The following is a 17104-nucleotide window of genomic DNA, read 5'->3' on the forward strand; positions in this document are numbered from 1 at the left end:
ATTACGTGCGAATAACTATCACAAAGGTTACATCACAGGTTGCTAGAGCGTATTTGCAGCGTTACCTAGAACGGCACACCTTCCTTCGTTTCTGCCGCAGCGCCTTCAGGCACCGGCGCGTCGGTCTCCTCGGGCATCTCAACGCCAGCTTCATTGTGAGTAGGCTGCGAGACTTTCCGCGATCCGAGCTGGTAGCGGTTCATATCAAATGCCACGTGCGTCGCGCGCAGGACAATACGTGAATGTGATTCGGTTTTCTGTTCATTCTGGCTCGCAGAATCGTTAGAGTCGGCCGGGACCTGCCATGTGTGCGTGACTAAGTAGCCGGTAACGACAACGGGGTGGCCTTTTACTAGAGAGACGTTGGAATTGACCGCCAACTGGCCCCACATCTCTACGTCGATGAAAAGGTGGTCAACGTCGGTCCATTCGAAGCCTTCTTCGAGGGAGTCGTTCTTCGCACGCACTCGCCGACTAGAGCCGACGCGTAGTTTGCACAAGCGCGCACCTGACGGGAAACTGACTAGTTCGGGTTCGTGGGTGAGGTTGCCGGAAATCGTGATTGGAAGTTGTGCCATCCTGGTCGTCCTTTGCAGTTGCGGTGATTTCTGTGTCACGTCGCCTAATGTGAAGCGACTGAACTCAGCATCACCCAATTCGGACAATCCGGTTTCTGGGCAACGAAAAATCTGTGGATAGAGTGTTGTTATCCACAGATTTCGGACATCTCAGGGTCTACGAGTTGCGCGGATCTTCTCCGTTGGTATCCTTTGCGGCCCCGGAGTCGTCGTCAAGCGGTGCGCTCGGTTTGACCAGCTTGGTGCGCTGCTTCGTCTGCTGCGTCGTGAAAGGCTGGTGCTGCGCGGCGGATTCATCGTGCCGGGAGTATGTGGACAGCATCTTGTTGTACTCCTCCCACTCTTGGTCCTCGTCGCGATCCAGCTTGGTGTCCATCCGGTCAGAGTCTTGCTTGTCCTCTCGCCACCACCCCACAAAGAGGATGCCGAACACCAAGGCCAGCGGGAAGGAACCTGCTGCCCACGCGATGCCACCACCGTTTTTCTGATCGCGCAGCAGATCTGGATTCCACGGAAGATCAAGCGACAGGTAAAACTCCTCGCCCATCACCGTGTTGAGCTGCATTAGGTATACGCCCAAGAAGAGGTGCACCGGCATCGAAATGAACAGCCAGGCTAAGCGGATCGGGACGCGCGGACGGCCTTCGATGTAATCTGGGCCGACAAGTTCCCAGAAGTAGAAGTAGCCGGAGACGAGGAAAGCTAGGTTCATCAAGACGTGGCCGGCGTGCTCGGAAATCGCCAACTCGTAGAAGCTCGGGAAAATATAGAGCACGTAGAACACGAAAAGGAACTGCAGCGTCGAGATCGGCGAATACGTGATGAACTTGAGAAACTTCGACTTCTCAAACGCCTCGACCCACGCGCGCGGATTGAACTCGCCTTCCGGAAAAGCCTCCTTCACAAGCGTCAGCGGCGCGCCAAGCACAAGGAAGACCGGCACGGTCATCGAGAGGATCATGTGGCCTACCATGTGCATCGCGTAGCCCGACGGCATGTACATACCGATGCCGGAGGACAAAGTGACGCCCAATGACACACAGCCCAGTAGCCACCAAAACGTGCGGCGGTGGTCCCAATTGTCCACGCGGCGCAGCAGCCAGAGGTAGTACACGGCAGCCAAAATGCCGATCACTGTGTAGAGGATCTCAAAGCGCCAGATGGTAAACACTCCGAGGAACGTCGGTGCCTCGTAGAGGTTGTAGCCCATCTGAATCTGCATGTTGGTCAGGTTCGGATCGCGCGGCGGCGGTGGCGGGGTGCGGCCCATTGTCACCGCGATTCCGGTCACCGCGGCCATGACGAAGACCTCGACGACCGCGATGCGCACGAATGCACTCTTGTCGGAACTCAGCTTGGGGATGGTCAACTGGCGGTGCGCAAAACCGAAAATTCCGAGGATCAGCACACCCGCCATTTTCGCAACGATAATGAGCCCGTAGCGGGTGGTGAAGAGGTCACTCGGCTGCACGCGAATCGCCGTGGAAATCATCCCCGAAATCACCGTGACGATAAACGCAAAGAAAGCAATCCGCGAATACCTCGCCACCGCCTTTTCCATGTGCGGGCCCAGGCGCCTACCGTGTGCGATCAGCGCAAACAGCCCGCCAATCCAGAGCATAATGAAAATCAGGTGCCATAGGTACGCGTTGGTGCCGTAGTCGTGATCTCCGCCCGTCGCAGCGTGGCCCTCCATGCCCAAGGGCACGATAATCGCGACTGCACCGATAAGCAGGCCCGGCTGCGCCATCCAGTCGCCCAAGGTATAACCACACACCGCAACGATCGCAGCAATCACCGCCACTGTCAGCCAGACTTTTGCCTCTGCAACCTGCGCCAACGCCGTCGCCCACGCCGACGGTTGAAACAGCACCTGCCCGAGTGGGGTGCCCGAGACATCGGAAAGCACCAGCGGCACCATCAACACACCGATGATCGCAATTCCGCTTGCCGACGACGCCCCCGTCCGCGCCGCAATATGCCCGTCCACGGTTAGTTTCGCCTGGCCCAGCGCCTTATCCGCGGGCGGAATGAGAAACGCAGAGAACAAAAACGAGCCGATGGCCAGCGCAGCCAGTAGCCATGCAGCGCCACGCAGCGCAGGCAGGCCAAACGTGGTCGCAGGTCCTGGATCCGGGATGCCCAACGCCGCCAAAGAATCGGCAACGAAGGAATACGAGATCCCGCCCGCGATCACCGCTCCGACGAGAATCGCGGCTACATAAAGTGGCCAGGTAGATTGGACCTTTTGCTTGCTGGACATGGCCCTTACGATACTTTCTTCCGCCCCAATTGCCGAACCGACCCTCACTCCCGTTTCGTCGCGTTGTGAGCCCGCCTGTCGCGGGAAGTTACAGTGCAGTTGAAGCGTGCGCTAAACTATGTCTTCGTTGTGACGCTTTCCTTGATGTCACACAAGCCCTCATAGCTCAGCGGATTAGAGCAACCGGCTTCTACCCGGTGTGTCGCGGGTTCGAGTCCTGCTGGGGGCACCAATGTTTTCGCGCCGCCGTCATCCGGTCAGCGCTTTACTTGCATCGGATATCGGTGTGAGGGAGACCATCCCATTGTGCTTCTGCAAAACCGTCTGGTTTTCCAGACGCTTTTGCAGAAGCACCTTGCGAACCCCTACAAGACATAACCGAACATCAAGCTTAGAGCGCGCCCGGCCTCCTATCCCCCGAGTTAGAGGTACTTTTCCGCTTCTCGACGAAGACTGTCGGCCTGGTTGACTGCCTCAGCTTTGTGATGTGGAGTCGCTGCCACATTGAGTGCTTCATTGGCGGCCCAGAGTCGTTGTTGGATATTTGCGATTGCGTAACCCTGGTCTTCCAGTTCGGTGCCAATGCCCTTGGTTTGCACGAGGTTGTCCCACTGAGTGATTGTGGTTGCTAGTTCGTAGCGCGCGTCGTCGACAAGCTCATCGAATTCACGGTCCGCGTCTGCATGCGAGGTTCCCTGATCGCCGACCTGTTTTGCCTTGATGAAGAAATATACGCCGCCGGCGATTCCGACGATTGGCATCGCAAATCCTAGAATCCACAAGGCAATGTTCACGGTCCACAGCGCGATCCCGATGAGGAAAATGAGGCCAACGATGGCGAAGCACCCGCCATTAGATCCTTTGTTGCTACTCATTATGACTGCAACCACGCTGTCATCGCATCGGCGGCGAACAAGAGAATGACTCCGACTACAAGGCCAAGGGCAATCGCTGCAATTCCGATCACCACGTATTGGCCAGCGGTGTATTCCTTTGGTCGCCTTTCCAAGGCATGTGCAAGCTCAGTCAGCTCACGACTCACTGCTGCGAATTGCTCAGGTGTCGTTGCCAGTTTCCTCCGGCTACGCAACCATGCGATCTCCGTCGCCACGGGAGGGGGCACAGACTGCCCGGTGGCACCTTTTCCAAGACTACTGATCTCCATGATTTGAACTTACAACGGAAAGTGGACACCCGCAGAGTCCACTTCGAACAGTTGGCCTACCGGCACTCGCCTACCAACAGATCAGTTTCCCCACCGCGCGCTTTCTTGACGTACGCTCCCTTTATGAGCAACATCACACAGCAGTCGCGTCTGCCGCACTGGGCACGCGTTGGTTTCGCGATGTTCAGCGTCGGATTTGGCGCCAATCTATTCGCGCCGATGATGCAAGTTTACCGCTCTGAGCACAATTCAGACGAGGCCTCCTTGACCGCAATGCTAGGCATCTACGCAATCGGATTAATTCCGTCATTGCTCTACTTCGGCGCAAGTTCCGACCGCTACGGCCGCCGCCCAATTATGATCCCCGGCCTGGTTCTCTCCGCGGTCGCATCCGCGATTCTGGCACTCGGCGCTTTGAACCTGTCCTGGCCACTTTTCATCGGCCGCATTGTGATCGGCGTGTCCGTCGGTATGGCCATGGCGTCTGGTGCGGCCTGGGTCAAACAGCTTTCCGACGACAACCCCACCGCTGGTCCACGCCGGGCCACAGTGGCGCTTTCTGCCGGATTCGGTTTGGGTCCTTTGATGTCAGGAATCGTCGCCGAGTTCGCTCCCCTTCCACAGCTAGTGCCCTATTTATTTCATATTGCACTCGCCGCGATCGCTATTGTGCTCGTCCTGCCGGTTCCAGAAACCCAAACCCCAAACAATCAACGACGTTCACTTGTCCCCCGCGTGGTGCTTTCGCGAAGGTTTTTCTGGACGATTGCCGCGTGGGCTCCATGGGTTTTCGGCGTGCCGACGACCTCCTTCGCTTCCACTCCCAGCAATGTTCCTGTCGACGCTCCATGGGCGACAGCGTTTCTAGGGTTACTTGCGTTTGTCACCATGTCATCGGGCGTGTCAATTCAGCCCGTTGCCACACGCTTGGCCGCACGGGGCAACACAGTCCCACTGGCAGCCGTTGGTCTTTCGGCGGCAGCTGTTGGCCTTGCCGTTTCTATCGGTGTTGCTCTCAGCGGTTGGACATGGCTGATGCTTGTCGCCGCAGTGGTTCTCGGCTGCTCCTACGGTGTAATGATGGTCGGCGGGCTCATCGAGGCCGAAAGAATCGCACCGCCAGAACAACTAGGCGGAGTCATTGGCATCTATTACTCATTGACCTACATTGGTTTCCTCGTGCCATTCGCAATTTCTCTGGCTGTGGCAGCGCTCAGCAAATGGAGCACGTTGAGCGCAATAGAGTCCTATGTCTGCGTCCTTGGCTTCGGCATTCTGGTGTGTTTGCTGTCAATCCGGCCCGTCACAAAAGCAACGCAAGCACACTAACTCAGAATAAACTCCACGGGCCCAGCGGCGGGATGGATAAGGTGTGTCTTCCCCTTTTTGTCCGTTACCCACACTTGCCCGTCCGCCATCACTTTGAAGTTTCCTTCAACCCGGTAGCCGATGGTTCCTGGTGTGTACTGAATGATTTTTCCGATTCCACTGAATTGAACGTCCATGCCCCCAAGCCTAGCTAAACCCTTGTTTTCCACTACGGAAAATGTCATACTTTCCGTAGTGGAAAACAAGAAGGGGTGTGCACATGGCAGAACACATTTCCTCGGCGGAGGCGGAAGGCATGCTGGCCGAGGTGTCGTCGATAAGCGACAAGTCCGTAACCCAACCACAAACTTGGGCCATCTGGATCATTACCGCAGCATTCGGTATCGCGGTCGGCCTCACCGTATGGGGTACCTCGTGGTCGCTCCTATTCTTGCTGTTCTGGCTACTCTTGTTTGCCCTTCTGTACAAGCAACTGCAAGCACGCCCGGCACGCATCGCCATACGCCAGGACCCCAAGCTTGGTGAGAACGCTCGAGTCACCTGGCAAGCCTTTCTTCCAATGATTTTTCTTCTCCCTCTCAATCTCCTTCCTAATGAGTCTCTACCTTGGGCAGTTGGAGCGGGTCTGGCATTCACACTCGCGGGCGGGTTTGCGTTGCAGAAAGGCGTGATCAAACTATGAGCGAGACAGTCCAAGACGCCCTCGATGCCGTAACCCAAGTTGAGCAGCGCATCACGAAGCAAACACCCGCGTGGGCGATCATCGTTGTGTCGATCATCACGGGCGCATTCTTTGCGGCTCTGACGTGGAAAGCCTGGATCACCGTCGTGGTCATCTTCGTGGTTTTCTGCGCCACCCTGTTCGTGTTGCGCAATATTTTGTTCCCAGGTCCGTTCCGCAGGCTTGGCACTAGAGAGGACCCATTCGACGATCCTTCGATTCGTGGCAGCTGGAACGAAGTGATCATCTACGTGGCCATGACCGGATTCATCTACATGGCTCCGGAGCATTCCCTTCCCGCTACGGCCATCGCCGGAATCCTCGGCGCGGCGTTGATGGCACTGTGGATCCGAAAGGTGAACCAACGATGATTACGCCGGATGAAGCACGGGATGCGTTGGCCGAGGTGTCGTCGATAAGCGAACAAGCACGGGGCAATGTCGCCTGGTGGGCTGCAATCCTCGGTTCGGTGATCCTCGGGGTAAGCACCAGCTTATTTTCTTTTCGCACTTACCTGCCTGCTGGGATTGCGCTTGCTGCTGGCATCGGGTGCATCGTCATATTTAAGTTGTCCACTCGTCCGCGAAAGAAAACCCGCATTAACCGGGGCGAATACTTTTTGTTCAAACCACAGCCCAAGTATTACTTCTTGATGTTCATCGCAAGCGCCGCGCTGCCGTGGTTGGTGGCGCGCGGTCCTGAAGCACATCTTGCGTGGGCTGCATTTATGGGCATCTACGCGTGCGTACTTGCGCTATTCGCATGCATCCAAGAGGCGAATCAACGATGATCGACTCAGTCATCCACCCCATCAATCGGCTGAAGATCTGCGCGGCGCTGAACGCGGCCGGGGCAGTGGAAGCGGACGTGAAATACGAAATGCGCTTCGCAGACATCCGCGATGCCGTGGACATCTCCGATGCGTCATTGTCGAAGCAGCTCGGCGTGCTCGAGGAGGCCGGCTATGTGACACGCTTCCGCGAATACGGCCTGTCGCGTGACAAGGACACCGTGTGGGTCACGCTGACGCGGCGCGGAAAAGAAGCTTTCGACGCGCACCTCGTCGCATTGCGGGAAATCGCCGAGGGCTGAGAAAACAGGCCCCGATTTCCCACTGCTTCGCGCTACCATGGCCCCATGACGTTTCCTTCCCCCGCACTCGACACCTTCGCCCTTGTCACCGGTGCTAGCCAAGGCATCGGCGAAGCCATGGCCCGCGACCTCGCAAAAGCCGGCTACAACCTGATCATCGTTGCTCGCCGCGAGGAAGTTCTGCGCAAGCTTGCCGACGAACTCTCCGCCGCCCACGGTGTCGACGTCGTAGTACACCCCGCCGACCTAACCAAGTATGACGAGGTCACCGCACTTATCGACGACATCGCCACCCGCAAGATCACCATCTGTGTCAACAGCGCCGGCATCGCCTCCTTTGGCCCGTTCATGGATCAGGACTGGGACTACGAGGTCAACCAGTTCAACCTCAACGCCACCGCCGTGTTCCGCCTGACCAAAGCCGTACTAGACCAGATGGTTCCGCGCGGTGAGGGGGCGATCTGCAATGTCGGATCCGCCGCGGGCAACATTCCGATCCCGAACAATGCCACCTATGTCTTCACAAAGGCGGGTGTCAACGCGTTTACTGAGGCACTGCACTACGAGCTAAAGAAGCAGGGCATCCACGTCACGTTGTTGGCCCCTGGCCCGGTGCGTGAGGCCGAAGTCCCCGAGGCAGAGCAGTCCATCGTGGACAAGGTTGTCCCGGACTTCTTGTGGACGACCTACGAATCCTGTGCGCATGAGACCCTCGAAGCGATGATCAACAACAAGCGTCGCGTGGTGCCAGGGCCACTGTCCAAGGCGATGGACTTCGCCGGCTCGTACGGCCCGCGCGCGATCTTGGCTCCGCTGGTGGGCAAGTTCTACTCGCAGATGGGATAGCCCGCCACCAGGGATTTCTGCACGTTGATGAGCCGCTGATTCGACGAGCCACGAAATGGTAGCAGCGCCCCTTCGTCACGAAGCTCGGCAATGAACTGCCCGTCAATGAGCACATCGACAAGCTCCAACAAACCGCGGCGCTCGTCGTTAAAGGTCACTAGAATCTCCCAGCGGTAGCCGGTGTAGGACCAGATTGTTTTCTCGGGCAGCTCCGCGCGCACGCGACGCACGAGCGGAAGCAGCCACGTGGCGCTGAGCATCGGTTCGCCACCACACAGGGTCAGCCCGGCCACGCGCGGGTTTCTCAAATCCGCCATGATCGTTTCTTCCAGCTCAGGCGTGTACTCCACGCCGTAGCTCTTCTTCTGCGCGGCCTTGTTATAGCAGCCGGCGCAGTTGAATGGGCAGTAGCTTACATACAGCGAGCAGCGCAGCCCCTCCCCGTCGAGCACTTGGAATGGCTTGTAGTCCGCAATCCGAAATTGGTCGGTTTGCTCCCAGGTGCGGGAGCGTTCGTCGACAAGCAGGCTTTTAGAAGTGCTTAACACGGCTCGAAATCTCCTCCTGCTTACCGGCCACCACCGGGCGTTTCATCGGCGAGCCTAAGTAGCCACACAAACGGCGCGTCACCGATGCCTGGTTCTCGTCGCGGTTGCCACACGACGGGCAGACGTAGCCTTGGGCGTCGCAGGTGAACTCGCCTTCGAAGTTGCAGAGAAGACAGGTGTCCACCGGCGAGTTAATGCCAAAGTAGCCGACGTTTTCGTACGCCTCGTCCCACAGCGCCTCGAAAGCCGCAGGGTTGTGGGCAAGGTTTGGCGCCTCGACGTAGAACATGAACCCACCGGGCGTCAGCTCCATGTAGGGTGCCTCAAAATGGATCTTGCGCACGGGATTGGTTTCCACGTAGCTGGGGAAATGGAACGAATTTTCGTAGTAGCCGCGATCATTGACGCCCTCGATGGTGCCGAAACGCGCGCGGTCCAACTCGTCGAAACGGTCACACAGACTCTCCGACGGAGTCGAATACACGCTCATCTGCGCGTGAAAATCGCCCTGGGCTTGTTCCACCCGGCGGTTCATCGCGCGCAGAATCTCATAGCTCAGCTCGCGGTGGGCGCCATCGTTGTGCCACGAGGTATCGCCGGTCAGCGCCACCATCGCGTTGTGGATTCCGATGTAGCCCATGCTTATCGACGACGCCTTCTCCCGCTCCCCCGTGTACCAATCGCGCACTGTCTGTTTTCCTGTCGGATCACCGAGCCCGCCCTGGGTGTACATGATCGGTGCCGATTCGAGCTCGGTGTTCAGGATCCCATCCTCGCGGATCTTCAGGGCTTTGATGGTGAGGTCCATGGCTTCGTCGAGAAGCGAAAAGAACGTGGGCGTGTCGCCTTCGGACTGGATGGCGATGCGAGGCAGATTGATTGAGACCACGCCTAAGTTGTTGCGTCCGACGATCTGGTCTTTCCAGGGGTGGAGAAAGCTGCGGCACCCCATCGGGGTGATCAGTTGGCCGTCTTTAGCTTCGCGGATGCGCGGTGCGGAGACTAGGTCGGGATAGATGCGTTTGCGTGAGCAGCGCATCGCGGCCTGTTTGATGTCGTAGTTGGGGTCGCCGGGGCGGGAGTTGACGCCATCGTCGACGAAGTAGAGGATTTTGGGGAAGATTGCGGTTTCGCCGCTCATGCCTTTTTCGCGGACGGCGAGGATGGCTTTTTGGATTTCGCGACCGAGCCAACTGGTGGTTTGCCCCATGGAGATCGAGGTGAACGGGGTTTGGGCGGCCGAGGTGGTCAAGGTGTTGACCTGGTATTCGAAGGCCTGCATCGCGTCATAGATGTCTTTGATTGTTTTCTTGCGCGCTGGTGCTTCGAAGTCCTCGGTGACCTCGGCAAACATGTCACGGTTTTTCTCGAGGCTGAGCTGGGCGTACGGCTCCAATAGGCGGTCAATCTCGTGGATGGAGATTCCGCCGTACTGCTCGCCGCTAATTGCGCCGAGGAGCTGGACAAGCAAGGTAGCTGCCACCCCGATGGACTTCGGCGACTCGATGGGCGCGTTGCCCAGCGTGAACCCATGCGCCAACATGTATTCGAAATCGGGCAAGGAGCAATTGGGCATCCCCTGGAATGGCGAGCGATCGAGGTCATGAATGTGAATCAGGCCTTTGATATGGGCGCGGCGGACGTCATCAGGAAACATCGCCAGGCCCTTCGCCTTGGTGATCGTGCCGGCCACGATGTCTCGCTGGACGATGAAAGTGCGGGAGTCTTTGTTGCCGTTCTCGTTGCGCACCTTGTCGCTGTTCAATCGCGAGAGCTGGAAATCGAGGTTGGTGGAGTTGTCGATCGCCGTGTTCTGGATCTGCTTGTATTCACGGAATGCGGCCAGCACCGCAGGGGACTCATGGAGTTCGTCCTGAACGATGTCAAACAGCTGCATGGAGGTGAGTTCGGCATGTTGTTGAACCCGCACGGCGATCGCATCGACGATTTCCTGCGGAGTTCGGCGGAACTCCACGTTGAACACCCGCTGTGCGCTGCGGAGATCATTGAGGATCTTGGCAGGAGTAAATGCTACGGTGCGCCCGTCCCTTTTCTTTACTGCGGTGGGGATGGTTGTCTGAGCGGAATGTGGCTGCTGCTGTTCGTTCAACGGAAGGGTCTCCTTTCAGCGTAATTACAACTTTGTGATTACCCCTTATGGGAGACCCTATCGGTTTCATTGGATAAAAGCATGGGTGAAGTTGTACACGGCACTGAATGAGCCTGCGAAACATTTCAGGTAGCCAGAAACAGCCCATCTAGTGGCACATTTTCCCCGCACCCCCAGATTTAGTGTCGCCACCCCCGACCGTGGGGGCGGATTCACGCCGACTACCCTGAACACCATGAGCGAAGAAGTAGCAGCGAAGAACAATCGCCTCGTCTGGATCGACCTCGAAATGACGGGCTTGGATGTCCACCGCCATGTCATCGTTGAGATCGCAGCCCTTGTCACGGACGCCAACCTCAATATTCTCGACGAAGGCATCGATCTGGTCGTTCACGCCACCGAGGAAGAGTTGGCCGAAATGGACGATTTTGTCAACAACATGCACAACGAAAACGGGCTCACAGCACAGATCCGCGAATCCACGGTCACCATGCAGGAGGCAGAAGATGCGGTTCTCGCGCTCGTCGAAAAGCACTGCGACCCCGCACACCCCGCTCCCCTAGCTGGCAACTCCATCGCGACTGACCGCGCATTCTTGCGTGAGCAAATGCCCCGACTTGATGCTGCGCTGCACTACCGCATGATCGACGTCTCCTCAATCAAGGAATTGTCTCGGCGCTGGTTCCCCAAAGCGTATTTCAAGCAGCCTGCGAAGGGAATGGCGCACCGCGCACTAGCCGATATCGTGGAATCCATCCGCGAGCTGGATTACTACCGCCGTGCTGTGTTCGTCGAGGCACCCGGCCCAGACACTGCAGAAGCAGCGCAAGCCGCCGCCGATGCTACCGCCTCTTACCAGCGGTTTTTGTAATTAAGACACCATCAGTTAAGGTAGATCACGCTGCTTAATCAGCAATGGTGGCTGTAGTTCAGCTGGTAGAGCACCAGGTTGTGATCCTGGGTGTCGCGGGTTCGAGTCCCGTCAGCCACCCCAAAGAATTAGGACCCCTTTCGCTTTCGCGAGAGGGGTCCTTTCATTTCACGGTGGTCATCGCCACTATTCTGTTTTCTCTTTGTCCTCCGTGGCGACATCGGTGTACCACTCGGTGTGGGCTGGGTTTTCTGAGTCAAACTCAGCACCGGCGCCCTCGGCTTCGTCGACCTCGGTTACATCAAAGACAAAGTCATCACCGTGCTCTTCGATTCCGGCCTTGACACCGCGTCGAATCGCCACCCGTGCGTAACGCAGGCGGATCATCGCCGGATCATTAAACAGGTCTTTACCTAGAGATACAGCCAGTCCGACCAGAATCACAGAGAACGGGAGCGACATCGCGACCATGATTGATTGCAACCCTGAAAGCGCGTCGCGCCCACCAGCAAGAAGCAGAGCAATGGAAACAAGTCCCAGGGAAATTCCCCACACCAACGTCACCGGAGCGGACGGAAGCGGACGACCAGATTGGGACATCGACCCCATGACGTTGGTCGAGGAATCAGCCGCGGTGACGAAGAAAATAATAATCGCTAGGAGCCCAGCAATTGTCATGACTGGGCTAAATGGAAGCTCGGCGAACATGTCGAACAAGACGTTTTCACCGGAACCTTCAATAGAAATTCCCGTACCGTTCTGATTCTGCCAAATCGTCGTGCCACCCATGATGACAAACCACAAGATCGAAATGCCTGATGGAACGAACAACACAACCGTGACAAATTCTCGAAGTGTACGACCTTTGGAAATCTTCGCGATGAAAGTGCCAACGAAAGGTGACCAAGAGATCCACCATGCCCAGAAGAGAGTCGTCCAGCTCGTGAGCCATTCGGCCTCTTCAGCACCTGTCGTTGGAGTGACTGCCATCATCGACGCGAAACTATCCCAAAAGGCCAAGAGTGTTCCGGGGATGAGGTCGAGAAGAAAAACGGTGGGGCCAGCAACAAGAACGAAAACGCCTATGCCAATGACCAGGAACATGTTTGCGTTCGACAGTAGCCGGATGCCCGTTTTCACGCCCGAAACAGCAGAAAGCACAAAGAGCACAGTCAACACTGACATCGCGATGACGGTGAATGTGTTGCCCTCAAGGTCCCGGCCGGTGACGATCGATGTTCCTGTACGAATCTGCAGCGCACCGACGCCCAAAGAAGTCGCGGTACCGAACAGTGTCACAAGCACCGAGAACACGTCAATGATCTTGCCAAGAATCCGGTTGGAACCGTCAGGAAACACTGGTTCAAACGCTGCAGAGATCAATGGAAGACGACCACGACGATACGAAGAATACGCCAAGGCTGCACCTACCAGCGCGTAGACCACCCACGGGAGCGACGCTTGGTGCAGAACGGCTTGTGCCATCGCGGGCTGGATCATCTCTGGCGTGCCTGGCTCTAGGTGATCAAACGCAGGTGATCCATTCAGATAGTGTGTGAGTGGCTCCATCGGGCCATAGAAGATAAGGCCAATACCCAACCCCGCCGCGAAAAGCATCGACACCCACGAGGCCGTAGAGAACTCCGGCTCAGCATCATCTGCTCCAAGACGAATTCGACCAGTGGGTCCAAAGCCGATGACCAGCATGAAGATCAGCGTGCCGATCATGAGAGTGGTGTAGCCCCACGAAACATTGTTAACTACCCAATTCTGCATCGTGGTGCCAGTCATTTTGAGGCTCTCTGGGCTAATGAACGCCCACACGATAACAAGCACCGTCACAATGAATGCAATAACAAACACAGGGATATTCGTAGGGAATTTTCGCCCCGTATCCTCCACACTGATTCCAGGGATCAATCCTGGGTGTATTGACTGGCGCCCAGTCGCACGATTCCGTAGGGCCTGTTCGATTCGAGTGTTCGATCGCCGAACAGTACTTCTGCCTCTCTTGACGATGAGCTCGTCATTTTCTAGCTTCAGATCTTTCGAGTTGTCACTGTGATCTTGATTCGACATAAATATAGCTTCCAATTGATGATCTACGGACCGCTAGATAATACCAGGCTGATACTTTTCAAAGAGAAACTGAAAAGGCCGAGCAAGATTGACTGACTACCGAACTATCCTTGCATTTCCGCCAAGTACTGTTCGCTGCGCGCCTGCCCCACCAGGTCCGCCATGCCCCCGGTGACCAGAAAATCATCTGCGCCGGTGAATTTCTGCAACTCTTGTAACTGGGCATACACCTCGTCCGGGGTGCCATAAATAGTCATGCCGAGCCCCTCTTCCACCCGCTGTTGTTCTCGCGGGGTCAAAGTCCAATCCGCCCGCAGAGCTTCGAACGAACCCGTAGTCCGGGATCTCACTTCTGTCACCACCTGAGGCAGCAGGAGTTCGCGCGCCCCCTCGCGGGTATCAGCAACGGCTATGTCGACAGCCACAATGACGTGGCCCGCGGGGTGAATCTCGCGAAAACGGTCCAAGTAAGGATGAGAATCACTGTCACGAGCAAACAAACTTGGCCCGCCCACGATCACGTTAATTCCAAGCTCAGCCGCCGTAAGAACGGACTTGAATCCCGCCAGCAGCCACACTGGGGTGACGCCAGCATTCGCTGGCCTCGCTGTTACTGGTGCGTCGCCGCGCAGAAAAGCCAACAGCTCGGCAACTCTCCTGGGGAACTCTTGTTTCAGCTCCGCGGGATCGCCTTGGCCCAACGCCTCGCGTACGGGTGGAGTGAAACCCACCGAGTTGCCAATCCCGGCATCAACCCGGCCTGGGTAGAGAGCCTCCAGCACCCCTATCTGCTCCGCAGCAATCAAGGGTTGGTGCGCTGGCAGCATGATTCCCGCAGTCCCTACTTGGATCGACGACGTCGCCGCAGCAACGGCAGCGGCAAGAACAGTCGGCGCTGAACCAGGAATTCCAGGAACTCCGTGATGTTCGGCAACGAAGAAACGGTGGAAGCCGATTTCTTCGAGAAACCGCGCGTGGTCAACTGTTCGTCGTAAAGCAACTGCATCGCTTTCACCGGCGATGGACTGAGCGCGGTCGAGGCGGGAGAAAATCACGGTTAGAACGCAGATCCGGTCTCGGTGTTGCCGGCTTGCCAAGTCTCCCAGTCGATGTTCCAGTAGCCTAGGCCGTCCCAACCCGCGAGGGTTTCGCCGGTGGAGTTCTCCACGGTGACGGGGTCGCCGCGCTTGACGGTTTCTTGGAACCACTGCGCATCGCTGTTGGTCATGTTGATGCAGCCGTGGGACTGATTGTAGCTACCCAGCGCCCCTGTGGCCCAGGGTGCTCCGTGCACGTAGATGCCGGAGTAGGACAGCTGCGTGGCGTACTTGACATCGGTTTTGTAGCCGCCGTCTTCGATGGAGTAGCCGAATGTCGCGGAGTCCATGGTCAGGGACTGGTGCTCGTCGCCGACCACGTAGATTCCGTTCGGTGTGGCCCACCGTCCGCCGTCTTTGCCTAGCGAGACAGGAATTGTGCGCAGCACCTCGCCGTTAGATGTCACCGTCAATGTCTTGGCGGAATCGTCCACGGTGGCTCGGATGTCATCGCCAATGGTGAAAGATGTTTCGTTGTCGTCGTTGCCGTAGAGGCCTTTGCCCATGTCGAGGCCGTAGATGTCGGCCTTGACGGTGACGGTGGTTCCAGGCTCCCAGAATTCCTTCGGGCGCCAGCGCAGCTCGTTCGGGTCGATCCAGTAGAAACCGCCCTCGGTGTCATTGGAGGTCTCGACGGTGATGGCTTTCTCGACAGCTTCTCGGTCACTCGGCGCGTTGGTAAAACGGAACGTCACTGCTTGTCCCACACCAACTACGGAATCCTGCAGCGGTCCAAGCGCCACACCCGTGGTGTAGTCCGGTGTTGCGGTGTAAAAAGTGGTCTTTGTGGTTTCGCCGTTCACATCGGTCGCTTCGATGGTGTAGGTCCGGTTGTAACCGAGAACTTCTGCAGTGGTCCATTCGGTGGAGTCATCGTTCATCTCCGCTTGGACAACTTTGCCATTTTCGTTGACCATCTCCACCGATTCTAGACCGGCTTTAGAGGTCACCACTACGGGTTCGCGCGGGCTTATATCTTCCGCTTCGTCTGCAACGGAGACTTTCGGCGGGGCTTCGATTTCCTCCTGCGCAGCGTCTGCTGCAGGCCTGGAATCTACAGCGGGCGAGACTCCGGAACCGCCATCGATGGTACAACCAACCGTTGCCGCTCCAACAGCAAAAACCAGGGCCAACGCGCCCCAACGCTTAGCGGCGAAGAATGCTCCCACAATCACCCTGTATTTTCTTTATGCAGATTTTGATCACCTGCTTAGTTATCGTTTCAACACATACTAAGCGTTACGGTGACCTATCTCCACTTGCCCACATACATCGCAATGAATTCGTTGCAGAACACAGAAATGGGCACTGACCTGCCAATTTCACATTCACCAACACATGGTGTTATTCTCTTCTTCGTTGCTTAAACAGCAACAACGCCTCCCAGAGGGGAACAACTTGATAGGCGCCATTAGCTCAGATGGTAGAGCAACTGACTCTTAATCAGTGGGTCCAAGGTTCGATCCCTTGATGGCGCACCAGCTAACTGGGGTAGAAGCATTCCGCTTCTACCCCAGTTTCTTTTCCGCTTATCGACGATCCGCCTTCGACCTAGCTATTCCGGAATCGATCGAGTAACCCTTCGTCATTCCCCAGCGTGGATTCGAGGCGGGCAACCTGCTCATTGAAAACTTGAGCCAGTGTTGGTTCCATGAAACCGATCGCCCCCGCAGTGACAACGTGGTGCCCGATTTGACGCTGCATCACAACGGTTGTGGTGGCATCGCCCCAAATCGTTCGGGTCTCAACAACCAGGCCGGTAACCTCAGGCTCTGGGCTACTTAGCTCACTGATTGTGAACTCGTCCTTACTGTATGGGTTGGTCGGGTTGTCCCCACAGTGAGTCAGGATGTCACTATAGATCCGCTCAACTTCATTGGATTCCGTATCGCTGACTGTATATATGCCCACTGCGATCTGGTCAACGCCCTCTTGGAAAGTCCTCGAGGCGGCTGCGATGGCGGGAATCTTCATGCTGTTGCCACGCTTGATCGCGTCGGAGCACTGGCGGTTATTCTCCACTTCCTGCAGCTGCGCCATTCCCGGCTGAAGCTTGGTCGCCTCGGTGAGCCACTCGTTTTCCTGAACGATACCCGCCACGCCGATATCTTCCGCCTCGACGAGCGTTTCTTGTAGTTCTTCGAGCTGGAGCGGAGCATGGGGCTCCGAACTTGCGCAGGAAGCTAGCAGCAGTGTTGAAAGTACCGCTCCCCCAAGGTGTACGGTGTGCCTTGGTCGCAGCATCTAGTTACCTCCACGGTTGGTTCCGCGGACGTGTCCGCGCCAAAAGGGTCTTCTCATCTCCTTAGATTATCCTGCTGGGCACCATTGCGTCGCTTAGGTGACCCCTTGCGAGTTGCACCACCTCGTCACCTTGGGTGTTACCATTCCCCTTTTTTCACTCG

At 56.9% G+C, this 17104-nt stretch carries 18 protein-coding genes and 3 tRNA genes; 10 read left to right on the forward strand and 11 right to left on the reverse strand.

What is annotated here, in order from left to right:
* Positions 1 to 65: 65 nt before the first annotated feature.
* The gene (locus tag QP027_RS08795) at positions 66 to 578 is read right to left on the reverse strand and encodes a single-stranded DNA-binding protein (protein ID WP_284824136.1); all 513 of its coding nucleotides are present in this window, start codon (positions 576 to 578) and stop codon (positions 66 to 68) included.
* A gap of 157 nt (positions 579 to 735) precedes the next feature.
* Positions 736 to 2841, reverse strand: a complete 2106-nt coding sequence (locus QP027_RS08800) for a bifunctional copper resistance protein CopD/cytochrome c oxidase assembly protein (protein ID WP_284824138.1) — start codon at positions 2839 to 2841, stop codon at positions 736 to 738.
* A gap of 155 nt (positions 2842 to 2996) precedes the next feature.
* Here QP027_RS08800 and QP027_RS08805 point away from each other — a divergent pair.
* Positions 2997 to 3073, forward strand: a tRNA-Arg gene (locus QP027_RS08805).
* 190 nt (positions 3074 to 3263) lie between these two features.
* Here QP027_RS08805 and QP027_RS08810 read toward each other — a convergent pair.
* Both QP027_RS08810 and QP027_RS08815 read right to left on the reverse strand, forming a co-directional pair.
* The gene (locus QP027_RS08810) at positions 3264 to 3716 is read right to left on the reverse strand and encodes a hypothetical protein (protein ID WP_284824140.1); all 453 of its coding nucleotides are present in this window, start codon (positions 3714 to 3716) and stop codon (positions 3264 to 3266) included.
* Complete coding sequence (locus QP027_RS08815) at positions 3716 to 4006, reverse strand: hypothetical protein (protein WP_284824142.1); 291 nt, start codon at positions 4004 to 4006, stop codon at positions 3716 to 3718. Before QP027_RS08815 ends, QP027_RS08810 begins: the two co-directional genes overlap by 1 nt.
* A gap of 123 nt (positions 4007 to 4129) precedes the next feature.
* On the opposite strand from QP027_RS08815, the gene QP027_RS08820 reads away from it, so the two are divergent.
* The gene (locus QP027_RS08820; RefSeq protein ID WP_284824143.1) at positions 4130 to 5335 is read left to right on the forward strand and encodes an MFS transporter; all 1206 of its coding nucleotides are present in this window, start codon (positions 4130 to 4132) and stop codon (positions 5333 to 5335) included.
* Here QP027_RS08820 and QP027_RS08825 read toward each other — a convergent pair.
* Positions 5332 to 5511 (reverse strand): hypothetical protein, encoded by a 180-nt coding sequence (locus QP027_RS08825; RefSeq protein ID WP_284824145.1) that lies wholly within the window; start codon positions 5509 to 5511, stop codon positions 5332 to 5334. The genes QP027_RS08820 and QP027_RS08825 overlap by 4 nt on opposite strands.
* Before the next feature lie 83 nt (positions 5512 to 5594).
* Between QP027_RS08825 and QP027_RS08830 the strand changes: the two genes are divergently transcribed.
* The 5 genes from QP027_RS08830 to cmrA are packed head-to-tail and all read left to right on the forward strand — an operon-like array spanning position 5595 to position 7994.
* Positions 5595 to 6017, forward strand: a complete 423-nt coding sequence (locus QP027_RS08830) for a hypothetical protein (RefSeq protein WP_284824147.1) — start codon at positions 5595 to 5597, stop codon at positions 6015 to 6017.
* Positions 6014 to 6427: a hypothetical protein gene (locus QP027_RS08835; protein ID WP_284824149.1), complete on the forward strand. Its 414-nt coding sequence runs from the start codon at positions 6014 to 6016 to the stop codon at positions 6425 to 6427. The genes QP027_RS08830 and QP027_RS08835 overlap by 4 nt, the downstream gene beginning before the upstream one ends.
* Entirely contained in the window at positions 6424 to 6846 is a 423-nt protein-coding gene (locus tag QP027_RS08840; protein WP_284824151.1) for a hypothetical protein, read from the forward strand. Before QP027_RS08835 ends, QP027_RS08840 begins: the two co-directional genes overlap by 4 nt.
* Entirely contained in the window at positions 6843 to 7148 is a 306-nt protein-coding gene (locus QP027_RS08845; protein WP_284824153.1) for a transcriptional regulator, read from the forward strand. The genes QP027_RS08840 and QP027_RS08845 overlap by 4 nt, the downstream gene beginning before the upstream one ends.
* Positions 7149 to 7193: 45 nt before the next feature.
* On the forward strand, positions 7194 to 7994 hold the full coding sequence (gene cmrA, locus QP027_RS08850) for a mycolate reductase (RefSeq protein WP_284824155.1): 801 nt from the start codon (positions 7194 to 7196) through the stop codon (positions 7992 to 7994).
* Here cmrA and nrdG read toward each other — a convergent pair.
* Together nrdG and nrdD are read right to left on the reverse strand one after the other, a co-directional pair.
* Positions 7976 to 8542, reverse strand: coding sequence for an anaerobic ribonucleoside-triphosphate reductase activating protein (gene nrdG / locus QP027_RS08855; protein WP_284824156.1), 567 nt, complete (start codon positions 8540 to 8542; stop codon positions 7976 to 7978). The two genes, cmrA and nrdG, sit on opposite strands and share 19 nt — an antisense overlap.
* Entirely contained in the window at positions 8526 to 10652 is a 2127-nt protein-coding gene (nrdD, locus tag QP027_RS08860; protein WP_284824157.1) for an anaerobic ribonucleoside-triphosphate reductase, read from the reverse strand. The genes nrdG and nrdD overlap by 17 nt, the downstream gene beginning before the upstream one ends.
* Before the next feature lie 235 nt (positions 10653 to 10887).
* On the opposite strand from nrdD, the gene orn reads away from it, so the two are divergent.
* Positions 10888 to 11523 (forward strand): oligoribonuclease, encoded by a 636-nt coding sequence (gene orn, locus QP027_RS08865; RefSeq protein WP_284824159.1) that lies wholly within the window; start codon positions 10888 to 10890, stop codon positions 11521 to 11523.
* A 47-nt stretch (positions 11524 to 11570) separates the two neighbouring features.
* Positions 11571 to 11646 (forward strand) — tRNA-His (locus tag QP027_RS08870).
* Between the two features lie 63 nt (positions 11647 to 11709).
* Here the strand turns inward: QP027_RS08870 and QP027_RS08875 are convergent.
* From QP027_RS08875 to QP027_RS08885, 3 genes are all read right to left on the reverse strand, one after another.
* The gene (locus tag QP027_RS08875; protein WP_284824161.1) at positions 11710 to 13386 is read right to left on the reverse strand and encodes a BCCT family transporter; all 1677 of its coding nucleotides are present in this window, start codon (positions 13384 to 13386) and stop codon (positions 11710 to 11712) included.
* 320 nt (positions 13387 to 13706) lie between these two features.
* Positions 13707 to 14657: an MsnO8 family LLM class oxidoreductase gene (locus QP027_RS08880; protein ID WP_284824162.1), complete on the reverse strand. Its 951-nt coding sequence runs from the start codon at positions 14655 to 14657 to the stop codon at positions 13707 to 13709.
* A 2-nt stretch (positions 14658 to 14659) separates the two neighbouring features.
* Positions 14660 to 15868 (reverse strand): L,D-transpeptidase, encoded by a 1209-nt coding sequence (locus QP027_RS08885; protein WP_284824163.1) that lies wholly within the window; start codon positions 15866 to 15868, stop codon positions 14660 to 14662.
* A gap of 236 nt (positions 15869 to 16104) precedes the next feature.
* Between QP027_RS08885 and QP027_RS08890 the strand changes: the two genes are divergently transcribed.
* Positions 16105 to 16180 (forward strand) — tRNA-Lys (locus QP027_RS08890).
* 70 nt (positions 16181 to 16250) lie between these two features.
* Here the strand turns inward: QP027_RS08890 and QP027_RS08895 are convergent.
* Positions 16251 to 16943 (reverse strand): hypothetical protein, encoded by a 693-nt coding sequence (locus QP027_RS08895; protein ID WP_284824165.1) that lies wholly within the window; start codon positions 16941 to 16943, stop codon positions 16251 to 16253.
* Between the last annotated feature and the right edge of the window lie 161 nt (positions 16944 to 17104).

The organism is Corynebacterium breve, assembly GCF_030252165.1.
Taxonomy (GTDB): domain Bacteria; phylum Actinomycetota; class Actinomycetes; order Mycobacteriales; family Mycobacteriaceae; genus Corynebacterium; species Corynebacterium breve.